Here is a 20,480-nt window from a genome sequence, read left to right as displayed (position 1 = left end):
GCTGGTCCTCGCCGTGGTCTATGTGCTGTTCCAGTACGTGTTCCCCTGGGCCGAGCCCCTGCTTCCCTTCAACGACGTGACGGTGGACAACTGATGGGCGCGCGCATCCTCGTCGTCGACAACTACGACAGCTTCGTCTTCAACCTCGTGCAGTACCTGTACCAGCTGGGCGCGGAGTGCGAGGTCCTGCGCAACGACGAGGTCGAGCTGCGGCACGCGCAGGACGGCTTCGACGGCGTCCTCCTGTCGCCGGGCCCCGGCACCCCCGAGCAGGCGGGCGTCTGCGTGGACATGGTGCGCCACTGCGCCGCCACCGGGGTGCCCGTCTTCGGCGTCTGCCTGGGCATGCAGTCGATGGCCGTGGCGTACGGCGGCGTCGTGGACCGGGCGCCGGAGCTCCTGCACGGCAAGACCTCGCCGGTCACGCACGAGGGCAAGGGCGTCTTCGCGGGCCTGCCCTCGCCCTTCACCGCGACCCGGTACCACTCGCTCGCGGCCGAGCCCGCCACGGTGCCCGCGGAGCTGGAGGTCACCGCCCGCACGGCGGACGGCATCATCATGGGCCTGCGCCACCGCGAACTGCCCGTCGAGGGCGTGCAGTTCCACCCCGAGTCCGTCCTCACCGAGCACGGGCACCTGATGCTCGCCAACTGGCTCGCCGAGTGCGGAGACGCCGGGGCCGTCGCACGATCGAGCGGGCTCGCCCCGGTGGTGGGCAGGGCCACGGCGTGACCGCGGAGGCGCACGGGGGCGCCGACGCGACGGGGGCGGGGGAGCATCCGTCACCGTGGTTCCGCAGCGCGGCGGCGCCGGACGCGCCTGTCCCCGACGCGCCTGCCCCCGATGAGCCCGTGCCGGAACGGCTGGTTCCCGGGGCCCCGGAGCCGTACGTACCGGCGTACGATCCGCCGCCGGACGACGAGACCATCGGCCTGCGGACGGCGGACACCCGCCGAATAGCGGGCGGGTCGGTGGTGCCGGGCGGCCGGGCCGCGCGGCGGAAGGCCGCCAAGCGCAAGGGCCGCCGGGGCGCGAAGGCCCGGGCGCGGGCGGCTCCCGCCGCCGAGAGCCCGCCGGAGCGCCCGCTGACCAGGCTCGAAGCCCGGCGCGCCGAGCGCGCCCGCAGACCGGGCCCGGCCACCGTGGCGAGCCGCGTCATCGGCGAGCTGTTCATCACCGCGGGCGTCCTGATGCTCCTGTTCGTCACGTACCAGCTGTGGTGGACGAACATAAGGGCCCATCAGCAGGCGAACGCCGCCGCCCGCGACCTCCAGGAGGACTGGGCGAAGGGCAAGGGCAAGCCCGGCGTCTTCGAGCCGGGCCAGGGCTTCGCGCTGCTGCACATCCCCAAGCTCGACGTCGTCGTGCCGGTCGCCGAGGGCATCGACAAGCACAAGGTCCTCGACCGGGGCATGGTCGGCCACTACAGCGAGGGCGGCACCAAGACCCCGATGCCGGACGCGGACCCCGGCAACTTCTCCGTCGCCGGACACCGCAACACCCACGGCGAGCCGTTCCGGTACATCAACCGGCTCAAACCCGGCGACCCGATCGTGGTCGAGACGCAGGACACGTACTACGTCTACAAGATGGCGAGCATCCTCCCGCAGACCAGCCCCGGCAACACGACTGTCCTCGGCCCCGTCCCACCGGGCTCCGGCTTCACGAAACCAGGCCGCTACATCACACTGACCACCTGCACCCCCGAGTTCACGAGTAAGTACCGAATGATCGTGTGGGGCAAGATGGTCGAAGACCGGCCACGGACCAAGGGGAAACCGGCCGCGCTGGTCGACTAAGGGCGCCGGAAAGCCAAGACAGACAGGGCGGATGCAGTGGCAGCCACCACCGAAGAGGACGAGCGGGCCGACGAGTCCAAGCCCGCGGACGGGCCGCCGCCGCGGGGCCGCGGGCCCATCGCGACGGCCGTCAGCGTCTTCGGCGAACTCCTCATCACCGCGGGCCTGGTCCTGGGTCTGTTCGTCGTCTACTCGCTCTGGTGGACCAACGTCATAGCGGACCGCGAGGCGAGGAAGCAGGGCGACCGCGTCCGCGACCACTGGGCCGGTGGCCCCGGCGCCCTGAACACCAAGGACGGCATCGGCTTCCTCCACGTACCGGCGATGGGCGGCGGCGAGATCCTCGTGAAGAAGGGCACCGCCACCCACACCCTCAACAACGGCGTCGCGGGCTACTACACGGACCCGGTCAAGTCCGCCCTGCCGCAGGACGCGAAGGGCAACTTCTCGCTGGCCGCCCACCGCGACGGCCACGGTGCGAAGTTCCACAAGATCGACAAGATCGGCGAGGGCGACCCGATCGTCTTCGAGACCCGCGACAAGTGGTACGTGTACAAGGTCTACAAGACCCTCCCCGAGACCTCGAAGTTCAACGTCCGCGTCCTCGACCCCGTCCCGAAGGAGTCGGGCGCGAAGAAGCCCGGCCGCTACATCACCCTCACGACCTGCACGCCCGTCTACACGTCGACGTACCGCTACGTGGTGTGGGGCGAGCTGGAGCGCGTCGAGAAGGTCGACAACAAGCGGACACCGCCGCCCGAGCTCCGCTGACGCGCAGGCCGCCCGAGCTCCGCCGACGCGGCCCGCGCACGAGAGAGCCCCGACACCGGGTGGTGCCGGGGCTCTTTCCGTATGGGGCTCGGGACTCAGTCCCGCTCGTGGCGGCCGAAGCCGGTGGCGCCCTCGATGAAGCCGCCGCCTCCGTCGTCACCGCCGCCGTTGTCGCCGCCGCCCGGGTTGCCGCCGCTGCCGCCGACGGTCGTCAGGTTGATGGCGGTGCCGGGCTTGACCTTCGTGCCCGCGGTCGGGGTGGCGAGGACCACCAGGGCGTCGTCGTCCTGCGGGCCCTGGATGTTGCCGACCGTCAGGTCCGCGTCCTCGATGGCGTCACGCGCGTCGGACAGCTTCTGGCCGGTGACGGTGGGGACCTGGACGTCCTCCTCCTCGGCCTTCTTCTTGGCGACCTGGACGGTGACCGTGGAGTTCGGGTCGACCTTCGTGCCCGCGGTGGGCGTGGTCTGGATGACCTTGCCCTCCTCGACGCTGTCGCTCTCCACGTCCGTACGGGTCGCGGTGAGCCCGCTGGCCTCGATCTGCTTCTTCGCGGCCTCCCACGTCTGACCGGACACGTCCGGGACGGTGGGCTTCTGCTGCTCCTTGGCGATGTACAGCGTGATCGTGCTGCCCTTTTGCACCTCGGTGCCGGTGACCGGGTTCTGCTCGAGGACCTTGCCCTCGGTCTCCGTGGAGATCCGCTGCTTCGTCTCCACCTTGAGCTGGTAGTCGTCGCCCTCGAGCTTCTCGGTGGCCTCGTCCTCGTCCAGGCCGAGGACGCTCGGGACCGCCACCTTCGGGGCTCCCGTGGAGACGACCACGTTGATCGTCTCGCCCTTCTCGACCTTGGTGCCCTCGGTCGGGTCCTGCGAGCAGATCTCGCCCTTGGGGTACTTCTCGCAGGTCTTGCGCTCGGAGACCGCGATCTTCAGGTCGACGTTCGCCGCGGACTCCTTGGCTTCCTTCAGCGTCTCGCCGACGAAATTCGGTGCCTTCTTGTCGTCGGCCGCGCCCCCGCTGCCGCTGAACGCCCACTTGCCGATCAGGATCGCGCCCACCAGGACGAGGATGCCCGCGGCCACGAGGAGGATCGTCGACGTGTTGCTCTTCTTCTGGCGGCCGCGGCGGCCGTTCTCGTCGTAGCCGTAGCCGCCGTCGTCCGGGTTGACCGGGGGCATCATCGACGTCTGGCCCTGGCCGGGCGCGCCGTTCTGCGGGCGCAGCATGGCCGTGGCCTGGTCGTCCGGGTTGCCGCCGTAGCCGACGGCGCCCATCGCGGCGGTGGCGGCGACGGGCTGGCCGTCGAGGCAGGCCTCGATGTCGGCGCGCATCTCGTCCGCCGACTGGTAGCGGTAGTCCGGGTCCTTGGTGAGCGCCTTGAGGACGATCGCGTCCATCTCGGGCGTGATCTCGTTGTCGAAGACGCTCGGGGCCTGCGGCTCTTCCCGCACGTGCTGGTAGGCCACCGCGACCGGGGAGTCGCCCACGAACGGCGGGCGCACGGTCAGCAGCTCGTACAGCAGACAGCCCGTGGAGTAGAGGTCGGAGCGCGCGTCGACCTGCTCGCCCTTGGCCTGCTCGGGCGAGAGGTACTGCGCGGTGCCGATGACCGCCGCGGTCTGCGTCATCGTCATGCCGGACTCGCCCATGGCGCGGGCGATGCCGAAGTCCATGACCTTGACCTGGCCGTTGCGCGTCAGCATGACGTTCGCGGGCTTGATGTCGCGGTGGACGATCTGGTTGCGGTGCGAGTACTCCAGGGCCTGGAGGATGCCGATCGTCATCTCCATGGCGCGCTCGGGAAGGAGCTTGCGCCCGGAGTGCAGGAGCTCGCGCAGCGTGGAGCCGTCGACGTACTCCATGACGATGTACGGGATGGAGACCCCGTCGACGTAGTCCTCGCCGGTGTCGTAGACCGCGACGATCGCCGGATGGTTGAGCGAGGCGGCCGACTGGGCCTCACGGCGGAACCGGGCCTGGAACGACGGGTCGCGGGCGAGGTCCACCCGCAGCGTCTTCACCGCCACGGTGCGGCCGAGACGGGTGTCGTGCGCGAGGTAGACCTCGGCCATTCCGCCGCGGCCGAGCACCTGGCCCAGCTCGTACCGGCCGCCGAGGCGACGCGGCTCTTCCATAGCTATTCCAGCCCTCTCCGTCGGTCCCGACCGCACCGTGTTGCGCGGTCCGGCGGTGTGCTGTCCGGGCATACCGTACCCGGATCGCCTGACGTGACCCGGCCGCAACCGTCACCCGATACAGGACCGGTATCGCAACGTGCACCGATGGGGAGTGGCCGTGACACGGGTCACTTCTTGCTGTCGAGGACCGCCTTCATCACGTCCCTCGCGATCGGCGCCGCGAGACCGCCGCCGGAGATGTCGTCACGGCTCGCCGCGCTGTCCTCGACGACCACGGCGACCGCGACCGGGGAACCCGAGTCGGTCTTCGCGTAGCTGATGAACCACGCGTACGGGTTCTTGCTGTTGTTCAGGCCGTGCTGGGCCGTGCCCGTCTTGCCGCCGACGGTGACGCCGGGGATCTTGGCCTTGGTGCCGGTGCCCTCGTTCACGACCGTCTGCATCATGTCCTGGAGCTTCTGCGCGTTCTCCTTGGACAGCGGGGTGCTCATCTCCTTCGGCGAGTGCTTCTCGACCACGTCGAGGTTCGGCGCCTGGAGCTCACGGACCATGTACGGCTCCATGAGGGTGCCGTCGTTGGCGATCGCGGACGTCACCATCGCCATCTGCAACGGCGTCGCCGCGGTCTCGAACTGGCCGATGGACGACAGCGCGGTCTGCGGCTTGTCCATCTCCTTGGGGAAGTTCGAGGCGTTGGAACGGACCGGGATGAACTGCTCCTCGTTGAAGCCGAACTCCTCGGCTGTCTCCAGCATCTTGTCCTTGCCGAGATCGGAGCCGATCTTGCCGAAGACGGTGTTGCAGGACACCCGCAGCGCCTCGCGCAGCGTGGCGTTCTTGCAGGGGATCGGGCCCTCGTTCTTCAGCTCGGTGCGGGTGTTGGGCATCACCCAGGGCAGCGGGGAGCGCGTCTTGGAGTCGATGTCCGAGTACAGGCCGTGCTCCAGGGCCGCCGCGGCGGTGACCACCTTGAAGGTGGAGCCGGGCGGGTAGGTCTCGCGCAGCGCCCGGTTCAGCATGGGCTTGTCGCGGTCCTTGTCCAGCTTCGCGAAGGTCTCGGCGTCCTTGTTGGTGTTGCCCGCGAAGGTCGACGGGTCGTACGACGGCGTGGACGCGAGCGCCAGGATCGCGCCCGTCTCCGGGTCTATCGCGGCGACGGCGCCCTTGCCCTGGCCCTTCAGGCCGTTGTACGCGGCCTTCTGCGCGGCGGAGTTCAACGTCGTGACGACGTTGCCCCCCTCCTTCTTCTTGCCGGTCACCATGTCGAGCGTGCGGCGGAAGAAGAGCCGGTCGTCGTTGCCGGTGAGGACCTCGTCCTCGAGCTTCTCGATCTGGTTGGCACCGATGCGCTGCGAGGCGAAGCCGGTGACCGGCGACCACATGGGGCCGTTCTTCCAGGTGCGCTTGAACTTGAGGTCGGGGTCGTCGGTCTTCGTGGAGCCGGTGATCGGCTTGCCGTCGACGATGATGTCGCCGCGCGGCTGGGCGTAGCGCTCCATGGTGACGCGATAGTTGTCGGTGTCCTTGGCCAGCGAGTCGGCCTGCACGTACTGCAACCAGTTGTCGCGGACCAGCAGGGCCAGGATGAGCAGGCCGCAGAAGATCGCGACGCGGCGCACGGGCTTGTTCACGGCCGTACCACCTGGGTCATCTCGGCGTCAGGGTTCGGTGAGGGCGTCGGCGCGGGCCGGCGTGCGGTATCGCTGATGCGTAGGAGCAGACCGATCAGCGCCCAGTTGGCGATCACTGATGATCCTCCGTACGCGAGGAACGGCATCGTCATACCCGTCAGCGGGATCAGGCCCATGACGCCGCCCGCCACGACGAAGACCTGGATGCCGAAGGCGGCGGACAGGCCACAGGCGAGGAGCTTGCCGAACGGGTCGCGTGCGGCCAGCGCCGTACGGATACCGCGCTCCACGATCAGTGCGTAGATCAGCAGGATCGCCATGAGCCCGGCCAGGCCGAGCTCCTCGCCGAACGTGGCGAGGACGAAGTCGGAGTTGGCGGCGAACTTGATCAGGTCGGAGTGGCCCTGGCCGAGACCGGAGCCCAGGGTGCCGCCGGAGCCGAAGGCCCAGAGCGCCTGCATGGACTGCTCGGAGTGGCCGACCTGCCCCTCACGGCTCTTGAGGTACTCGCCCATGGGGTCGAGCCAGGCCTGGACGCGCTGCTGCACGTGTGGCTCGAACGAGGCCACACCCACCGCGCCCACGGCCGACATCAGCAGGCCGAACACGATCCAGCTGGTGCGCTCCGTGGCGACGTACAGCATCACGACGAACATGCCGAAGAACAGCAGCGACGTACCGAGGTCGGTCTCGAAGACCAGGATCAGGATGGACATCGCCCACACGACCAGGATGGGACCGAGGTCGCGGCCTCGCGGCAGGTACATGCCCATGAAGCGGCGGCTGGCGAGTGCCAGGGCGTCCCGCTTGACCATCAAGTACCCGGCGAAGAACACGGCGATGACGATCTTCGCGAACTCGCCGGGCTGGATGGAGAACGCGCCGAGGTGGATCCAGATCTTGGCGCCGTTGATGTTCTGCCCGAGACCGGGCACCAGCGGCAGCAGCAGAAGGACCAGCGCGCCCATCATGGAGATGTACGTGTAGCGCTGGAGGATGCGGTGGTCCTTCAGCAGCATGAGCACGGCCAAGAACAAGGCGACGCCGATGGCCGTGTACATCATCTGCTTCGGACCGGACGGGCTGAACGACCCGAACGACGCCTTGGCCAGCTGCTGGAGTCTCTCCGACTGGTCCAGGCGCCAGATCACCACCAGGCCCAGACCGTTGAGCAGCGTGCCGAGCGGCAGGAGGAGCGGGTCGGCGTACGGGGCGAACTTGCGCACCACCAGGTGCGCGACGCCCGCGAGCAGGCCGAGTCCGAGGCCGTAGCCGAGCATGCCCGGGGGGAGCTCGCCGGAGATGGCGAGGCCCACGTTCATATAGGCGAACAGCGGGATGACGACGGCGAACACCAGGAGCGCGAGCTCGGTGTTGCGCCGGCTCGGCGCACCGATGGCGCCGATCGTCGACGTGTGTGTAGTGCTACTGCTCATGGCGTGCAAGGGCCCCCAACGGCTGCTTACTGCTTACCGCACTGCGGGACCAGCTTCTTCTCCTCCTCGGAGAGGCTGGGGCCGGGTGTGGGAGTCGGTGCGGTGGTGGACTTGGACTTGTCGTCCTTGGCGTTCTTGTCGTCGTCGGACGTGGGTGCGCCGGTCTGGCCGCTCATGCCGCCCGCCTCGCCCTCACCGGGCTTGGCGCTCGGCTTGGCCTCGCGCTCCGAACGCTCCTTGTTCTCCCGCTCGATCCTGCGCCGCTCGGCGTCCTTCTCGCACGCCGCCGCCTGTAGGCCGAGCTCCTCGATCTTCCTCTGGGCGTCGTCGAGGCTGTCCTCGACGATGGCCTCCTCGACCTGCTTGCGCTGGTACGGCGGCAGGTACTTGAGTTCGATCTCGGGGTGGTCCTTCTCGACCTTCGACAGGCTCACCCAGGCCAGGTCCTGGTCGATGCCGCGGTAGAGCGCCACGTGCTCTTCGTTCGTACCGACGTAGTACTGCGTCTGCGTCCAGCGGTAGCCCCCGTAGAGGCCGCCCGCCACCACGGCGAGCGCGAGGGCCGTGTACAGCGATCTCTTCAGCCACTTGCGGCCGCCGCCGGGCTTCACGAAGTCCTCGTCGTCGTAACCCCCGAAGGAGCCCTCCGGGACGTACCCCGCGGTGTCGCCGCTGCCGGGCGGGCCGAAGCCGCCCGCGGACGGCGGCGCGGGACGGCCGAGGCCGGAGGCGCGGCCCGCCGGGGTCTCCATGGCTCCGCCGTCGCTCGTCTGCAGCTGGTTCTCCGCGACCGCGCCGACCACCACGGGGGTGTCGGACAGCTGGCCCGCGAGGGTGTCACCGGTGTCGATGTCCAGGACGTCGGCCACGATCACCGTGATGTTGTCCGGGCCGCCGCCGCGCAGGGCGAGCTGGATCAGCTCCTGCACGGTCTCCTGGGGGCCCTGGTAGCTGGCGAGCGTGTCCTCCATCGTCTGGTGCGACACGACGCCGGAGAGGCCGTCCGAGCAGATCAAGTACCGGTCGCCCGCGCGGACTTCACGGATCGACAGATCCGGCTCCACGTGGTCGCCGCTGCCGAGGGCGCGCATCAGCAGCGAGCGCTGCGGATGCGTCGTCGCCTCCTCCTCGGTGATGCGGCCCTCGTCCACGAGCCGCTGCACCCAGGTGTGGTCCTGCGTGATCTGCGTGAGCACGCCGTCGCGCAGCAGATACGCGCGCGAGTCGCCGACGTGCACCAGGCCGAGCCGCTGGCCCGTCCACAGCAGGGCCGTGAGCGTCGTGCCCATGCCCTCCAGCTGCGGGTCCTCCTCGACCATCAGACGCAGCTGGTCGTTGGCCCGCTGCACGGCGGTGCCGAGCGAGGTGAGGATGTCCGAACCCGGCACGTCGTCGTCGAGCGTGACGAGCGTCGAGATCACCTCGGAGCTCGCCACCTCGCCCGCGGCCTGACCCCCCATGCCGTCGGCGATGGCCAGGAGCCGCGGACCGGCGTAACCGGAGTCCTCGTTCCCCTCCCGGATCATGCCTTTGTGCGATCCGGCGGCGAAGCGCAGTGACAGACTCATGCGCACCTCGCCCGTCGGCTCCGGGTACATCCGCACGGTGCCCACCCTCCGGTCGGGAGCGCGCTGGCGTCCTGAATCTGGACCGCGTCGGCTCGCTCGCTCCGCTCGCTCATTGTCGTACTACTTCCGCAGCTCGATGACGGTCTTGCCGATGCGGATCGGCGCGCCCAGCGGAACGGGCGTCGGGGTGGTCAGGCGGGTCCGGTCGAGATACGTGCCGTTGGTGGACCCGAGGTCCTCGACGATCCACTGGCCGTCACGGTCCGGATAGATCCTGGCATGCCTGCTGGAGGCGTAGTCGTCGTCCAGCACGATGGTCGAGTCGTGCGCCCGGCCGAGCGAGATCGTCTGGCCCTGCAGGGCCACGGTCGTACCCGTGAGCGTCCCTTCCGAGACGACCAGCTTCGTGGGGGCGCCACGGCGCTGGCGGCCGCCCCCGCCGCCCTGCCGTCCGCGGCCGCCGCCGTCCTGCTGGCGCTGCGGCGGTGGCGCGGCGGCCTGCCGGGCCGCCTGCCGTCCGCCCTCACGGCGCGAGCCGCGCTGAGTGACGCGCGTACCGAACAGGTCGCTGCGGATGACCTGGACGGCCACGATCACGAACAGCCACAGAACGGCCAGGAAACCCAGCCGCATGACCGTCAGGGTCAGCTCTGACATTGCCCCCGCTTCACCCTTCGGCTTGCCGGTAAATGATGGTCGTGCTGCCCACGACGATCCGCGAGCCGTCGCGGAGCGTAGCGCGGGTGGTGTGCTGCCCGTCTACCACGATGCCGTTGGTAGACCCGAGATCCTGGATCGTCGAGGGCGTTCCGGTCCGGATCTCACAGTGCCGGCGCGATACGCCGGGGTCGTCGATCCGCACATCGGCGTCGGTGCTGCGGCCCAGCACCAGCGTCGGGCGGGAGATCTGGTGGCGATTGCCGTTGATCTCAATCCAGCGCCGTACTTGTGCGCCAGGGCCCGCGCCGGGGCCCTGCGGCAGGCGGCCCGGCGCCTGGGCGCCGCGGCCCGCGCCCGCGCCGGGAGGCGGCGCGGCGGGCATGGGAGGGGCGCCCGAGGGGCCCTGTGGATGGCCGAAGCCTCCGCGGGCACCCTGGCCCGCGCTCGTGGGCCCGCCGCCCGGGCCTGCCGGGCCACCAGGGCCCGCCGGACCGCCGGGAGCGGCATCGGGGGTCTGCGAGGTGCTGGACGCGAGCGTGCGGCTGCGCACCCGATACAGGCCGGTGTCGAGGTCCTCGGCCTTCTCCAAGTGGACCTTGATGGGGCCCATGAAGCTGTAGCGCTGCTGCTTCGCGTACTCACGCACCATGCCGGACAGCTCGTCGCCGAGCTGTCCGGAGTAGGGGCTCAGGCGCTCGAAGTCGGGGGCGCTGAGCTCCACGATGAAGTCGTTCGGGACGACCGTCCGCTCGCGGTTCCAGATCGTCGCGTTGTTGTCGCACTCGCGCTGAAGCGCGCCCGCGATCTCGACCGGCTGGACCTCGGACTTGAACACCTTGGCGAAGGTGCCGTTGACCAGACCTTCGAGTCGCTGCTCGAACTTCTTCAGAACTCCCATGGGGCACCTCCTCCGTCGTTGTCATCCTCGTACTGCTTACTGATCGTATCCACGCGCCGGGAAATCAGCTGGTTCCCCCTGTCTGCCCAGACCACGAGTGTCGCCTCTCACAAGGCATTCCCGCACCGCTCTTCCGGGATCCTCCGGGTTCCTTCAGGGTTCCACCGGAGTCCCGCCAGGGTCCTGCCCAAGCCTTCGGCGGAGATCCGCCGAAGATCTTCAGGGGCACCTCAGGGGCTCCGTCGGGAACCATCGCGGGGCGCCGTTTCCGGGGCGTTCCGCGGGCCCGCGGGGGTCCTGCGGACGCCGCCGTGGAGGCTTCCCCGGGTGGCTCCTCGGGGCGTCCTCGAGAGGCCCTGGCGCGTGCCGTGCCGGGTCCCTTCGGGGGCTCCTGCGGATCTCCTTGCGGATCTTCTCGCGGGGTTCCTGGTGGGGCTTCCTGTGGGGCTCCTCACGGGCTCCTGTGAGGCTCCTCGTGGGCTCCCGTGAGACTTCCAGGGGGTTTCCTCGCGGGCTCCTCCGGGGCTTCCTCGCGGAGCCTCTGTGAGGTTTCGCGTGGTCCCCGATCAGGTGCCCCGGGGGTCCTGTGAGGTGCCTTGAGGTCTCCCTCGGAGGCCGTCGTCCTAAGTCTCCGCGCTCGCGCTCGGGTCCTCGGGTTCGGATCCATCTGTTCGGTATGTGGCTCTGGTCCCTCGACTCAGGTCCTTCGGCTCAGGTCCTGCCGCACTCGCTGCTCGCTCCGTGTCGCCTCGTCTCGCTCCGCCCTCGCCTCCAGCCCTTCCTTCCTCCGTCGTCCCTGCCTTCCGCGGCCTTTACCGGGCCGCGCCGCGGATCGTCCGCGGTCGCTTCCGTCCGGCCCCGCGTGGTCGCCCGTACCGGGGGCGCCCGGACCTGGTGGCCTTCGGGTCCGCCGAGTTCCCTTCCAGGCGCCCGCCCATGTCCGTGGCGGACATCCGGTGTCCTTACGGACCGGGCCGGGGTTCCTCTTTACCAGGGATCGTAGAGGGGCTCTCAAGACAGTGTCCCGTACGTGGCTGTCGACTCTGGAGGAGGACTTGACGGGCGGCTCGGTTGCGTCGGGGCGGGAGTCGATGGGGTGATGTTGGCCCGCGCGGCCGGGCTGTGTGACGGCTGCGGTGTGACTGAGGGTGCCTGGGCGGCTGGGCCGCGGTGCTGTGTGCTTGGGCTGGCGCCTGGGCGGTGCCTGGGGCGGCGCCTGGCGTGGTGCCGGGGTGCGGGGTCGGGGGCCGTCCGGGCTGGAGGGCTGGGGTGCTGTTCAGCGGTGGTTCGCCGGTCGGCCCGGTGGCGGATGCGCAGGCCGACTCGGCGGTGGGTGCGCAGGTCGCCGGGCTGGTGGGCGGTGGGGGCGGTCGCAGGGGGACTCGCGCGGGCGCTCGCCCATGCCGTGCGGGTGCTCGCACATACGGATGTGAATCCACCCTCCGCAGCGTGCTAATCTTCTGCATGTCGGAAGGCGCTCGCACCACACAGTGAGAGACCCAAAGACAACACCCATGCGCGGGTGGCGGAATAGGCAGACGCGCTGGATTCAGGTTCCAGTGCCCGAAAGGGCGTGGGGGTTCAACTCCCCCCTCGCGCACCAGGGAGCACCGATGAAAGGTGCTTCTGAGTAACGACGAAACGGTCGTCATCGTGATCACGATGACGACCGTTTCGCTTTGTGTTTGATGCAGGCCAGGCGGGTTCCCGGGGTGGCTGCACGACTGCCAGCGGCTGGTGGCCGCTGGCAGTGGGGTGGAGCTTTTCGCCTGTTGTGGTGTGAGGTCTATCTCACACAGGAGTGAGGTGGCCTGTGGGGGTCCAGGTTCCCAGGGGTTTGGTGGGGCGTCTTCGGGTGGGTCTTCGCCGGGGCCGTGCGCCGACAGCGGGGAGGGTGTCAACCCAGCGGGTGAGTTTGCGCTGGTTGGCGTGGGCGAGCTGGAAGGCCAGGAGGAGGGTCTGGGCGGCGATGCCGCGGATGCGGCGGCGTCCTGCCTGCTCGATGGCTTCGTAGGCGGGGTCTTTGGCGTAGGAGTTGAAGGCTTCGACGCTGTTGCGGAGCCGGAAGTAGACGCGCTGCCAGTCTTCGCCGCCGTAGTCGAGGTCCTGCCGGTGCTGGGCACCCGCTTCGGGGTCGATGGTGATGCTGTGCTGGCGGCAGACGGTGAGTGGACCAGCCGGGGTGGGCTCAGGGTCGGCGAGCGGGAGGTGGGGTCGGGTGCCGAGGCTGCGGGGTTTGATCGGGCACTGGAGTTTCCCGGCACTGGCGGGACACATGAACCGTTGGTGGCCTTCGGCATCGGGATGCTGTTTGGGCATGAGCCGGAACGGGACGCGGGCGGCGATGCGCCGGGTCCAGGTCTCGCCGTCGATGCGTTTCGCGTGCAGGTCGGCGGTGGTGTCGATGAGGGGCTGGGGGATGGCGGGGCAGTACCAGGTGCCTTCGATCATGAGGGCGCCGGCGTGCCCGGCCTGGATGCCGAGCTGGTCGGTGCGGTAGTCGAAGACCATCCGGTAGCCCAGGGCGCGGGCGGGCAGCTGGAAGGCGTCGGGTGCGGTGTTGTTGTAGGCGCGGTCGCCGGCCAGGTAGCCGGGGCGATGGCCGCGGACGCGTACGTCGGCGAGGACGTTGACGGCGTTGGGGCCCGGGCGGTGGCCGGGTTTGTCGAGGGTGAAGCCGACGACCAGGGCGGGCAGTTGTCCAGGGTCGGCGTGGCCCTGCGGTGTGGGACTGCCGTCGCGTCCCGGGTTGCGGGCGATGGCGAGGGTGGCGTCGTAGCCGAAGAGGTACTTCGCCCGCCGGGACGGCTTCTTGCTCTGCTTGCTCCCGCTGTTCTTGGCATGGGGATTGGCCGGTGCGGTGGCGTCGTCGGGGTCGCGGTGGTCGCCCTCGCGGACGTACCAGCCCGCGTCCGGGTCGGTCGCGGTGACTGGGCCGGTGGTGCGGGTGCCGCGGGCGAAGGTGCGTACAGGGGTGGCGTCCAGGGCGATGGAGCCGTCCCAGCGCTCGTCCAGCAGGTGCCGGGCCGGAGTCAGGGAGTCCTCGATGAGCAGGCCGACCGCCTTCTGCAGCCGTGTTGCCCGTTCCGCCAGGTCCCTGGTGCCGGCTGCCAGCGCGATGCGGTCGGCCTCGGCCCGGTCCAACTGCCGGTTCTTGGGCAGCGGGGACGGATCGAGAGCGTCGAGAAGGGTGTGGAAGAGACGCCGGGCGCAGGCGTATGCGGCCTCGAAGCCGCGGTCGGTCTCGGGGCGTTCGGGAATGCGGAAACGGGTGCGCATGCCGGGACTGATCCGGTACTGGAGCAGATCGGTGGTGCGGTCCAGCAGCACGGCGCCGTCGTGCCGGTCCGCACACAGCTGCATCCCGGTCAAAAGCCCTTCCAGAGTGAGCAGCCGGGGCCGTCCGGTGTCGCGGGCCACAAGCGGCTCAAGGAGGTCGAGCAGACCGCCTCCATGCAGCCGCTCGCACGCCGTGATGACGTCGGCGTCGGCGATGCGGGCGTGTCCGCGCCGCGCGACGGCGAAGTGGCCGGTGTGTGAGGCGACGGTCATGCCGTGCCGCGCAGCAGCTCGGCAGCGGCCTGGGCGTGGGCGGGGCGCGCGAAGGGCAGCACCCGGGACAGGCCGTGCAGCGTTTGCACCCCGGAAGCGGCCACGATCACGGTCAGCGGCAGCCCTTCGTCGATCAGCGCGACCAGCCACGTCGCCCGGGCCCTGCCCATCGACAGTGCGGGCACCTTGGGGTCCTTCACGGTGCGGGCCAGGAAGTTGGTCACCGTGTTCTTTCCCCGGGCCATCGCCGCCGGACGGAACAGGTAACTGGTCTGTCCCTCCCGTACGGCTGCCTCGGCCTCGTCGGCCAGTACCCGCTCGATCCGGCGCCGGCACACCACCAGGCGCTGCCGCGGCCCACGCACCGCCACGGTCACCGGACTGTCCGCTCCGACGGTGCGGACGTCGTGCGCCCGCACCGGTACGACTTCCGCGGAGTCCAGGCCCACGCCCAGCCCGAGCGCCAGCAGGACACGGCACCCCGAGCGCAGGGCCATCGTCGGCTGGCCCGCTGCCCAGCCCCACAATGCGGCCTGCTCGGTGGGGCTGTAGGGGCGCGATGCGTCCGAGGCGGACAGCTTCGCTGGCATCCCCGTCACCAGCGGCGGCCCGATCACGGCCTCTCGCAGCCGCAGCAGCCGCGAGCGGTAGTTACCCCGCGTCGCCTCGCCCACCCCGGGACAGCCCACCTGGACGAACCGCTCGATGAACTCCGCCGACAGCCACACCCTCGCAGACGACTCCATCCCCTGGTCGTCTGCGAACAGCGCCAACTTCGCCAGCACACCCAGCAGTTCCGTGGTCTTGTACGGCAGCAGCGGGTCTGCTTCCCGCACGATCTGCCGCACCAGCGGCGCGACCCGCCCCCACCTAGGTCCCGCCGCGCGCGGTACGTAGGAATCGATGTGCCCCAAGATCACGTACCGCCATGCGTAGACGCCAGCCGCAGGGGTGCTACTTGGCTCGCACGCTAGCGCACTCGCAGCCCCCACCGCCGGGGATCCGGACAATCGTGGTCCACACTGGGCGCCGTGGCTGCCAACTTCTCCCGCGCGAAAGGCCCGCGCGGATTCGTGCTCTCCGGGCAGTGGCCTCATGCCGACCTCGCCGACCACCACGGCGCCCGCGTCGCCCAGGCCCTCTCACGACGGCTTGCCGACGCGATGCACCACCGCGGACTGTCCGCGAACCGCCTCGCGGCCGCAGCAGACGTCAACCGCCAGACCATCGCCAACGTCCTGGCCGGGACCGGCTGGCCCGACCTGCTGACCATCGCCAGCCTCGAACTGGCACTGGATACCGACCTCTGGCCGGGGCGGCGCATATGAAACCGGAGGAGTCCACACGAGGCAGCATGGAAGGAACTGGGGAACAGCGGCACGGAACGTACTTCCTTCGAGCGAAGAGAATACGGATTCCACGCGAAGCCGCCCCACCGCAATGAACCAGACGGTAAATTGAGCAGCGACGCGTGAATCCCGGGACTTTGGTAGGTCAGTGGCTTCCGCATCACGGCCGCCGTCGGCCCGCGAAAACCGACGGCGGCCATCTTTGTCTCCGGCTGCTAGAAGAAGGTCTGGTCTCCGGCCTCTTCCAAGTAGTACGTCGAGGTGTTGGGGTTCTTGCGCACCGCACCTGCCCGGACGAACTCGTCCATGCTGGTCCGCAAGCTCTTTACGTTCTCGATCCGCAGAGCCCGCGCGATGTCCCGGACCTTCCAGTGCCGACGAGGCTGCTGCCCGAGAAGCTGCAGCACCTGCTCGCGGCGCGAGGGCGATGCTTCGGCCTGCTCGGGACCGCCGTCGGCAGACCTCTGCTGGCTGCCGCGCTTGGCACCCTCTGCGGATTCGCGTGGACGGGGAACGCCGTGCTCGGCGATGTAGCGCAAGTTATCGGTCGAGGTCGCGATCTTCTGCAGCTCTTTCACGATCCCAGCCATTACCCGCAATTTCCCGCGAGTCTCATCCATCTCTTGCTGGAACTTCGGAAGGAAAGCCTGTGGATCCTTGGCGGCTTCCTCTAGCGGTAGGTCAGTAAACATAAGCCTGACGGTATCTGACCCGAGATGGCAAAAACGAACCCGACGGCCAACTCCCACCCGAAAGAAGTAGCATAAGGAAAGGAAATGACCTGTATCTGGCCTGCATGTCAGCCCTGCCTGCGTGCCTCTTGCTTCTCAATTTCCGAATGCGCAGAAATGCCTGGAAAGGGGGCAACGGGAAAGGAAAGGTAATCTGCCCTCCGGTGTCAGGGGCGGAGGAAGGTAAGCGGGCGGCGACACAAGGCGCCAGGCTTGTCCGACTGCCCCACACGGGGCGCCAACGTGCCAGCAGGTCTACCGCTGTGACACGGTTTGGCAGGACACCGGCACAAGCTGGGCCATGACAGGGCTGTTTCCCCCTGTGCCGACAGGGGCGCGCACACCTTCGGTACGTCCCTCGGCGCTGTGGAGTCCGTGAGCTGTGCCCCGCGCCCGCCGCCCCGAGACCGCCCTGCCCGACGGGAAACGTTCAACCTGAACGCGGGAATCGCTCCCAGGCCCGCCTGGAACATGGCTGGTCAGATGCTTCCGTCGGTGCCCCACCAGTGAAGACCCCAGTTCATCTGGGGTCTTTCTGTTTTTCCTGGACTTGTGCCGGGGTGCCGGGCGCCCTGGTGCCGGGCCGAGGTGGGGCTGCGGGCCTGACCCGGCGGGCCCGGCCGGTGAGGGCCGGACTGTGCTGGAGGTCGCTTCGGTCCGTCGCTGGCGCGTGCGGTCGGTCGTCTTTCTGTCGAGTCTGGCGAGGCGTCCATCCCCCTCCGGATCGGTGATGTATGTCACGCGGTGGCTCGTGTGAGCGCCCGGCCGAAGTTATCCACAGGCTGTGACGAGGATTCGCTCGCGGCGGTACGGTCGAAGCCAGTTGATGTTCGCGACGCCGCGCTACGGCTCCGCCCCAGACGGGGCGCACGCGCCGACGTGGCCACGCGGACGCCGGAATTCGGGGGGCGATGGCCGTGACTGAGACGACTGACACATCCGGCTTGGGCGGGTCGCTCGGCGGTGGGGCGGGCACGTCTGGTGTTGGAGCCGGGGCCGGGGCCGGGGCGGTGGTGCCGGGGCCGCGGGAGCCGGAAGGGGCCCGGCGGTTGCCGCACGTGGACGGCTTCGCCCGCCTGCCCGCGCACGGTGCGGGCCACCACCCGCGGCCCAAGCAGGAAGGCAAGGCCCTGCGCACCCGCGTCCCGCGCTCCGCACACGCGGAGTACGTGGAGGACGACCACCGCCCCGACCCCCTCGCCGTCCTGGCCGAGACCAACAAGGGCCGGATCCCCGAGCTCACCCCCATCCGCACCGGCAGGATGGCCGCGACCCCCTTCGCCTTCCTGCGGGGCGCCGCCGGACTCATGGCGTACGACCTCGCGCGCACCCCCACCACCGGCATCGGCGCACAGATCTGCGGCGACGCCCACGCGGCCAACTTCGGGCTCTACGGAGACGCGCGCGGCGGCCTCATCATCGACCTGAACGACTTCGACGAAACCGTGCACGGCCCCTGGGAGTGGGACGTCAAACGCCTGGCCACCTCCCTCGTCCTCGCGGGCCGCGAGGCGGGCGCCACCGAGGACACCTGCGAGGAAGCCGCCTACGACGCCGTCGGCGCGTACCGCCGCACGATGCGGCTCCTCGCCAAACTCCCGGTCCTCGACGCGTGGAACGCGATAGCCGACGAGGAACTGGTCTCCCACACCGACGCACGCGACCTGCTCGGCACCCTCGACCGGGTCGCGGAGAAGGCCCGGCAGAACACGAGCGCCCGCTTCGCGGCCAAGTCGACCGAGCCCGTCCCCACCGCCGGGGACGACCACGGCGGCGTCATCCCTCGGCGCTTCGTCGACGCGCCTCCGGTCCTGCGCCGCATACCGGACGCCGAGGCCGCGGCGGTAGCCCTGGCCCTTGGCGAGTACCGGAGCACGCTGTCGGCGGACCGGCTGCCCCTGCTCGCGCGCTATGCGATCCAGGACGTGGCGTTCCGCGTCGTCGGCACGGGAAGTGTCGGGCTGCGCTCCTATGTGGTGCTGCTCCTGGACCACCGGGGCGAGCCGCTCGTCCTCCAGGTCAAGGAGGCGTGCCCCTCGGCGCTGCTGTCGCACCTGCCGATGGCCGGGTTCAAGGAGCAGGAAGCCGCCCACGAGGGGCGGCGCGTGGTGCTGGGACAGAAGCGGATGCAGGTCGTCAGTGACTTCCTGCTCGGCTGGACCACGATCGCCGGACGCCCCTACCAGGTGCGGCAGTTCAGAAACCGCAAGGGCAGCGTCGACCCGGCCGCGCTCGCCGCCGACCAGTTGGACGACTACGGCCGCATGACCGGCGCTCTGCTGGCTCGCGCCCATGCCCACAGCGCGGACCCCCGGCTCATAGCAGGCTACTGCGGCAAGAACGACGAACTGGACAAGGCGATAGCCGACTTCGCGATGACGTACGCCGACCGCACAGAGGCAGACCACGCCCGACTTGTCGCCGCCGTGCGCGAGGGACGGGTGGCTGCGGAGGCGGGCGTTTGAGGGGTGGGTGGGGCGAGGGCGTGTCTGTAGTGGTGATGGGCTGACACAGCGGACACGGTCTGGGGGCAGGGTGTGTTCGAAGGGCTGGGCGTGGGGGCTGAGGGGGAGGGAGGGGGGGAGGGGGAGGGGCCCCGGAGGTCGGGATCTGGGAGGGGGCTAGCTCCGGGTGTGGCCTACGCTGGGCTGGTGACGAGCCCGGAAGCCGAGCAGGTGCCAGACGAGACGCCGGAGGGCGCGCCGCCCGAGGGTGGTGCGCGGCCCGAGGCGCGGCTTGAGAGGGCTGTGCGGGCGGCCGAGCAGGCGTTGATCGAGTACGAGATCGCGGTGGAGACGTTCCGGGTCGAGGTGGAGAACTTCTCCCGGCTGCATCACCAGCGGCTCGGCCCGATGTACGCGCGCCTCGACGAGCTGGACGCGCAGATCGCCGAGGCGGTGGCGGCGCGGTCCGGTGATCCGGAGGACCGGCGCAAGGCCGATGAGGCGCGGGCGCGGGTGCTGCCGATGCCGGGGGTCGATGAGCTGTTCCACGGCTGGATGGACGGTGACGGGCTGCCGCCCGAGGCCGCCGCGATGCTGACCGATCAGTCGGTGCGGCCGCCGCAGCGGGTGCGGCCGAGTGACGAGGCCCGCAAGCTCTACCGGGAGCTGGCGCGCAAGGCGCACCCCGATCTCGCGCAGGACGAGCAGGAGCGGGAGCGGCGTGACGGGTTCATCGCCCGGGTGAACGCGGCGTACGGCCGTGGTGACGAGGCGTTGCTGCGGGAGCTCCTGGAGGAGTGGGACGCGGGGCCGGTGCCCGAGGATCAGCGGCCCAGCCCCAGCGAAGAGCTGTACGTCCGGCTCGAGTGGCTGGCGCAGCGCAAGGAACTCCTCTCGGTGGTCGCGCGGGAGCTGGAGGAGAGTGCGATCGGCGCGATGCTGAAGCTGGCGCCCGACGACCCCGACCGGTTGCTGGAGGAGATCGCCGAGCAGTTGCTCGCGCAGGTCGCGGAGCGTGAGGCGGAGCTGGAGCGGCTGACCGCGACGTGAGCGGCGGCGGCCGGGTGGCTGCGGTGGCCCGGCGGCTGCGGGCGGTCGGGCGGGGCTGTGGCGCGGGGTCGGGTAGCGTCGGTGGCATGGAATTCGGTTCTGGTGTGCCCACGGTCACGGTCGCTGATCTCTCGGACGGCGACTTTCTGCTCGACGTCCGTGAGGACGATGAGTGGCAGGCTGGCCACGCGGCGGATGCGCTGCACATTCCGATGAGTGAGTTCGTTTCCCGTTTCGGGGAGTTGACTGAGGCGGCGCCGCAGGACGGCAGGGTGAACGTGATCTGCCGGTCCGGGGGCCGTTCGGCGCAGGTGACGATGTACCTCGCCCAGCAGGGCATCGACGCGGCCAACGTGGACGGTGGCATGCAGGTCTGGGAGGCCTCCGGCAAGCCTGTCGTCGATGACAAGGGACAGCCGGGCACCGTGATCTAGGGCGCTGCCGCCGCTG

Annotated in this window: 16 protein-coding genes and 1 tRNA gene; 8 read left to right on the top strand and 9 right to left on the bottom strand. The window is 69.8% G+C overall.

Going from position 1 to position 20,480, the window contains the following annotated elements; translation table 11 throughout:
• Positions 1-93: 93 nt before the first annotated feature.
• From ACIG3E_RS05550 to ACIG3E_RS05540, 3 genes are read left to right on the top strand one after another with little or no spacing between them, the layout of a single operon-like run.
• Entirely contained in the window at positions 94-732 is a 639-nt protein-coding gene (locus tag ACIG3E_RS05550) for an aminodeoxychorismate/anthranilate synthase component II (RefSeq protein ID WP_030683943.1), read from the top strand.
• Entirely contained in the window at positions 729-1,799 is a 1,071-nt protein-coding gene (locus ACIG3E_RS05545) for a class E sortase (protein ID WP_399611599.1), read from the top strand. Before ACIG3E_RS05550 ends, ACIG3E_RS05545 begins: the two co-directional genes overlap by 4 nt.
• A 36-nt stretch (positions 1,800-1,835) precedes the next feature.
• On the top strand, positions 1,836-2,570 hold the full coding sequence (locus ACIG3E_RS05540) for a class E sortase (protein ID WP_399611597.1): 735 nt from the start codon (positions 1,836-1,838) through the stop codon (positions 2,568-2,570).
• A gap of 95 nt (positions 2,571-2,665) precedes the next feature.
• Here the strand turns inward: ACIG3E_RS05540 and pknB are convergent, their stop codons facing one another.
• The 6 genes from pknB to ACIG3E_RS05510 all read right to left on the bottom strand — a co-directional run bounded on the left by pknB (position 2,666) and on the right by ACIG3E_RS05510 (position 10,904).
• A complete protein-coding gene (gene pknB, locus ACIG3E_RS05535) occupies positions 2,666-4,708 on the bottom strand; it encodes a Stk1 family PASTA domain-containing Ser/Thr kinase (protein ID WP_399611595.1) in 2,043 nt (680 codons plus the stop codon).
• Positions 4,709-4,878: 170 nt separating this feature from the next.
• A complete protein-coding gene (locus ACIG3E_RS05530; RefSeq protein ID WP_399611593.1) occupies positions 4,879-6,342 on the bottom strand; it encodes a peptidoglycan D,D-transpeptidase FtsI family protein in 1,464 nt (487 codons plus the stop codon).
• Positions 6,339-7,778: an FtsW/RodA/SpoVE family cell cycle protein gene (locus tag ACIG3E_RS05525; RefSeq protein ID WP_399611592.1), complete on the bottom strand. Its 1,440-nt coding sequence runs from the start codon at positions 7,776-7,778 to the stop codon at positions 6,339-6,341. The genes ACIG3E_RS05530 and ACIG3E_RS05525 overlap by 4 nt, the downstream gene beginning before the upstream one ends.
• Before the next feature lie 26 nt (positions 7,779-7,804).
• Complete coding sequence (locus ACIG3E_RS05520) at positions 7,805-9,391, bottom strand: Stp1/IreP family PP2C-type Ser/Thr phosphatase (protein ID WP_399611589.1); 1,587 nt, start codon at positions 9,389-9,391, stop codon at positions 7,805-7,807.
• A gap of 75 nt (positions 9,392-9,466) precedes the next feature.
• Complete coding sequence (locus ACIG3E_RS05515; protein WP_138960818.1) at positions 9,467-10,003, bottom strand: FHA domain-containing protein; 537 nt, start codon at positions 10,001-10,003, stop codon at positions 9,467-9,469.
• Positions 10,004-10,013: 10 nt separating this feature from the next.
• Positions 10,014-10,904, bottom strand: a complete 891-nt coding sequence (locus ACIG3E_RS05510; protein ID WP_399611586.1) for an FhaA domain-containing protein — start codon at positions 10,902-10,904, stop codon at positions 10,014-10,016.
• A 1,516-nt stretch (positions 10,905-12,420) separates the two neighbouring features.
• Here ACIG3E_RS05510 and ACIG3E_RS05505 point away from each other — a divergent pair.
• Positions 12,421-12,507 (top strand) — tRNA-Leu (locus ACIG3E_RS05505).
• A gap of 188 nt (positions 12,508-12,695) precedes the next feature.
• On the opposite strand, the gene ACIG3E_RS05500 is transcribed toward ACIG3E_RS05505, so the two are convergent.
• Positions 12,696-14,456: a hypothetical protein gene (locus ACIG3E_RS05500; RefSeq protein ID WP_399611583.1), complete on the bottom strand. Its 1,761-nt coding sequence runs from the start codon at positions 14,454-14,456 to the stop codon at positions 12,696-12,698.
• A complete protein-coding gene (locus ACIG3E_RS05495; RefSeq protein WP_399611580.1) occupies positions 14,453-15,376 on the bottom strand; it encodes a hypothetical protein in 924 nt (307 codons plus the stop codon). The genes ACIG3E_RS05500 and ACIG3E_RS05495 overlap by 4 nt, the downstream gene beginning before the upstream one ends.
• Positions 15,377-15,487: 111 nt before the next feature.
• Between ACIG3E_RS05495 and ACIG3E_RS05490 the strand changes: the two genes are divergently transcribed.
• Positions 15,488-15,784 (top strand): helix-turn-helix transcriptional regulator, encoded by a 297-nt coding sequence (locus ACIG3E_RS05490; protein ID WP_399611577.1) that lies wholly within the window; start codon positions 15,488-15,490, stop codon positions 15,782-15,784.
• 236 nt (positions 15,785-16,020) lie between these two features.
• Here the strand turns inward: ACIG3E_RS05490 and ACIG3E_RS05485 are convergent, their stop codons facing one another.
• Positions 16,021-16,497, bottom strand: coding sequence for a hypothetical protein (locus ACIG3E_RS05485; RefSeq protein WP_399611575.1), 477 nt, complete (start codon positions 16,495-16,497; stop codon positions 16,021-16,023).
• Between the two features lie 950 nt (positions 16,498-17,447).
• Here ACIG3E_RS05485 and ACIG3E_RS05480 point away from each other — a divergent pair.
• From ACIG3E_RS05480 to ACIG3E_RS05470, 3 genes are all read left to right on the top strand, one after another.
• Positions 17,448-19,001 carry a DUF2252 domain-containing protein gene (locus tag ACIG3E_RS05480; protein ID WP_399611573.1) on the top strand — a complete coding sequence of 518 codons (1,554 nt, stop codon included), beginning with the start codon at positions 17,448-17,450 and terminating at the stop codon, positions 18,999-19,001.
• A 186-nt stretch (positions 19,002-19,187) separates the two neighbouring features.
• Positions 19,188-20,030: a J domain-containing protein gene (locus tag ACIG3E_RS05475; RefSeq protein WP_399611571.1), complete on the top strand. Its 843-nt coding sequence runs from the start codon at positions 19,188-19,190 to the stop codon at positions 20,028-20,030.
• A gap of 104 nt (positions 20,031-20,134) precedes the next feature.
• The gene (locus ACIG3E_RS05470) at positions 20,135-20,464 is read left to right on the top strand and encodes a rhodanese-like domain-containing protein (RefSeq protein ID WP_138966823.1); all 330 of its coding nucleotides are present in this window, start codon (positions 20,135-20,137) and stop codon (positions 20,462-20,464) included.
• Positions 20,465-20,480 lie beyond the last annotated feature (16 nt).

It is taken from the genome of Streptomyces sp. NPDC053474 (genome assembly GCF_044544845.1).
Lineage (GTDB): Bacteria > Actinomycetota > Actinomycetes > Streptomycetales > Streptomycetaceae > Streptomyces.
The sequence above is the reverse complement of the archived record's forward strand: the minus strand, read 5'-3'. Positions and strand labels throughout refer to the sequence as shown.

Excerpts from the sequence above, each read along its gene's own strand:
- ACIG3E_RS05550 (WP_030683943.1), top strand. The coding sequence starts at position 94 with ATGGGCGCGCGCATCCTCGTCGTCGACAACTACGACAGCTTCGTCTTC.
- pknB (WP_399611595.1), bottom strand. The coding sequence starts at position 4,708 with ATGGAAGAGCCGCGTCGCCTCGGCGGCCGGTACGAGCTGGGCCAGGTG.
- ACIG3E_RS05525 (WP_399611592.1), bottom strand. The coding sequence starts at position 7,778 with ATGAGCAGTAGCACTACACACACGTCGACGATCGGCGCCATCGGTGCG.
- ACIG3E_RS05515 (WP_138960818.1), bottom strand. The coding sequence starts at position 10,003 with ATGTCAGAGCTGACCCTGACGGTCATGCGGCTGGGTTTCCTGGCCGTT.
- ACIG3E_RS05510 (WP_399611586.1), bottom strand. The coding sequence starts at position 10,904 with ATGGGAGTTCTGAAGAAGTTCGAGCAGCGACTCGAAGGTCTGGTCAAC.
- ACIG3E_RS05500 (WP_399611583.1), bottom strand. The coding sequence starts at position 14,456 with ATGACCGTCGCCTCACACACCGGCCACTTCGCCGTCGCGCGGCGCGGA.
- ACIG3E_RS05485 (WP_399611575.1), bottom strand. The coding sequence starts at position 16,497 with ATGTTTACTGACCTACCGCTAGAGGAAGCCGCCAAGGATCCACAGGCT.
- ACIG3E_RS05480 (WP_399611573.1), top strand. The coding sequence starts at position 17,448 with ATGGCCGTGACTGAGACGACTGACACATCCGGCTTGGGCGGGTCGCTC.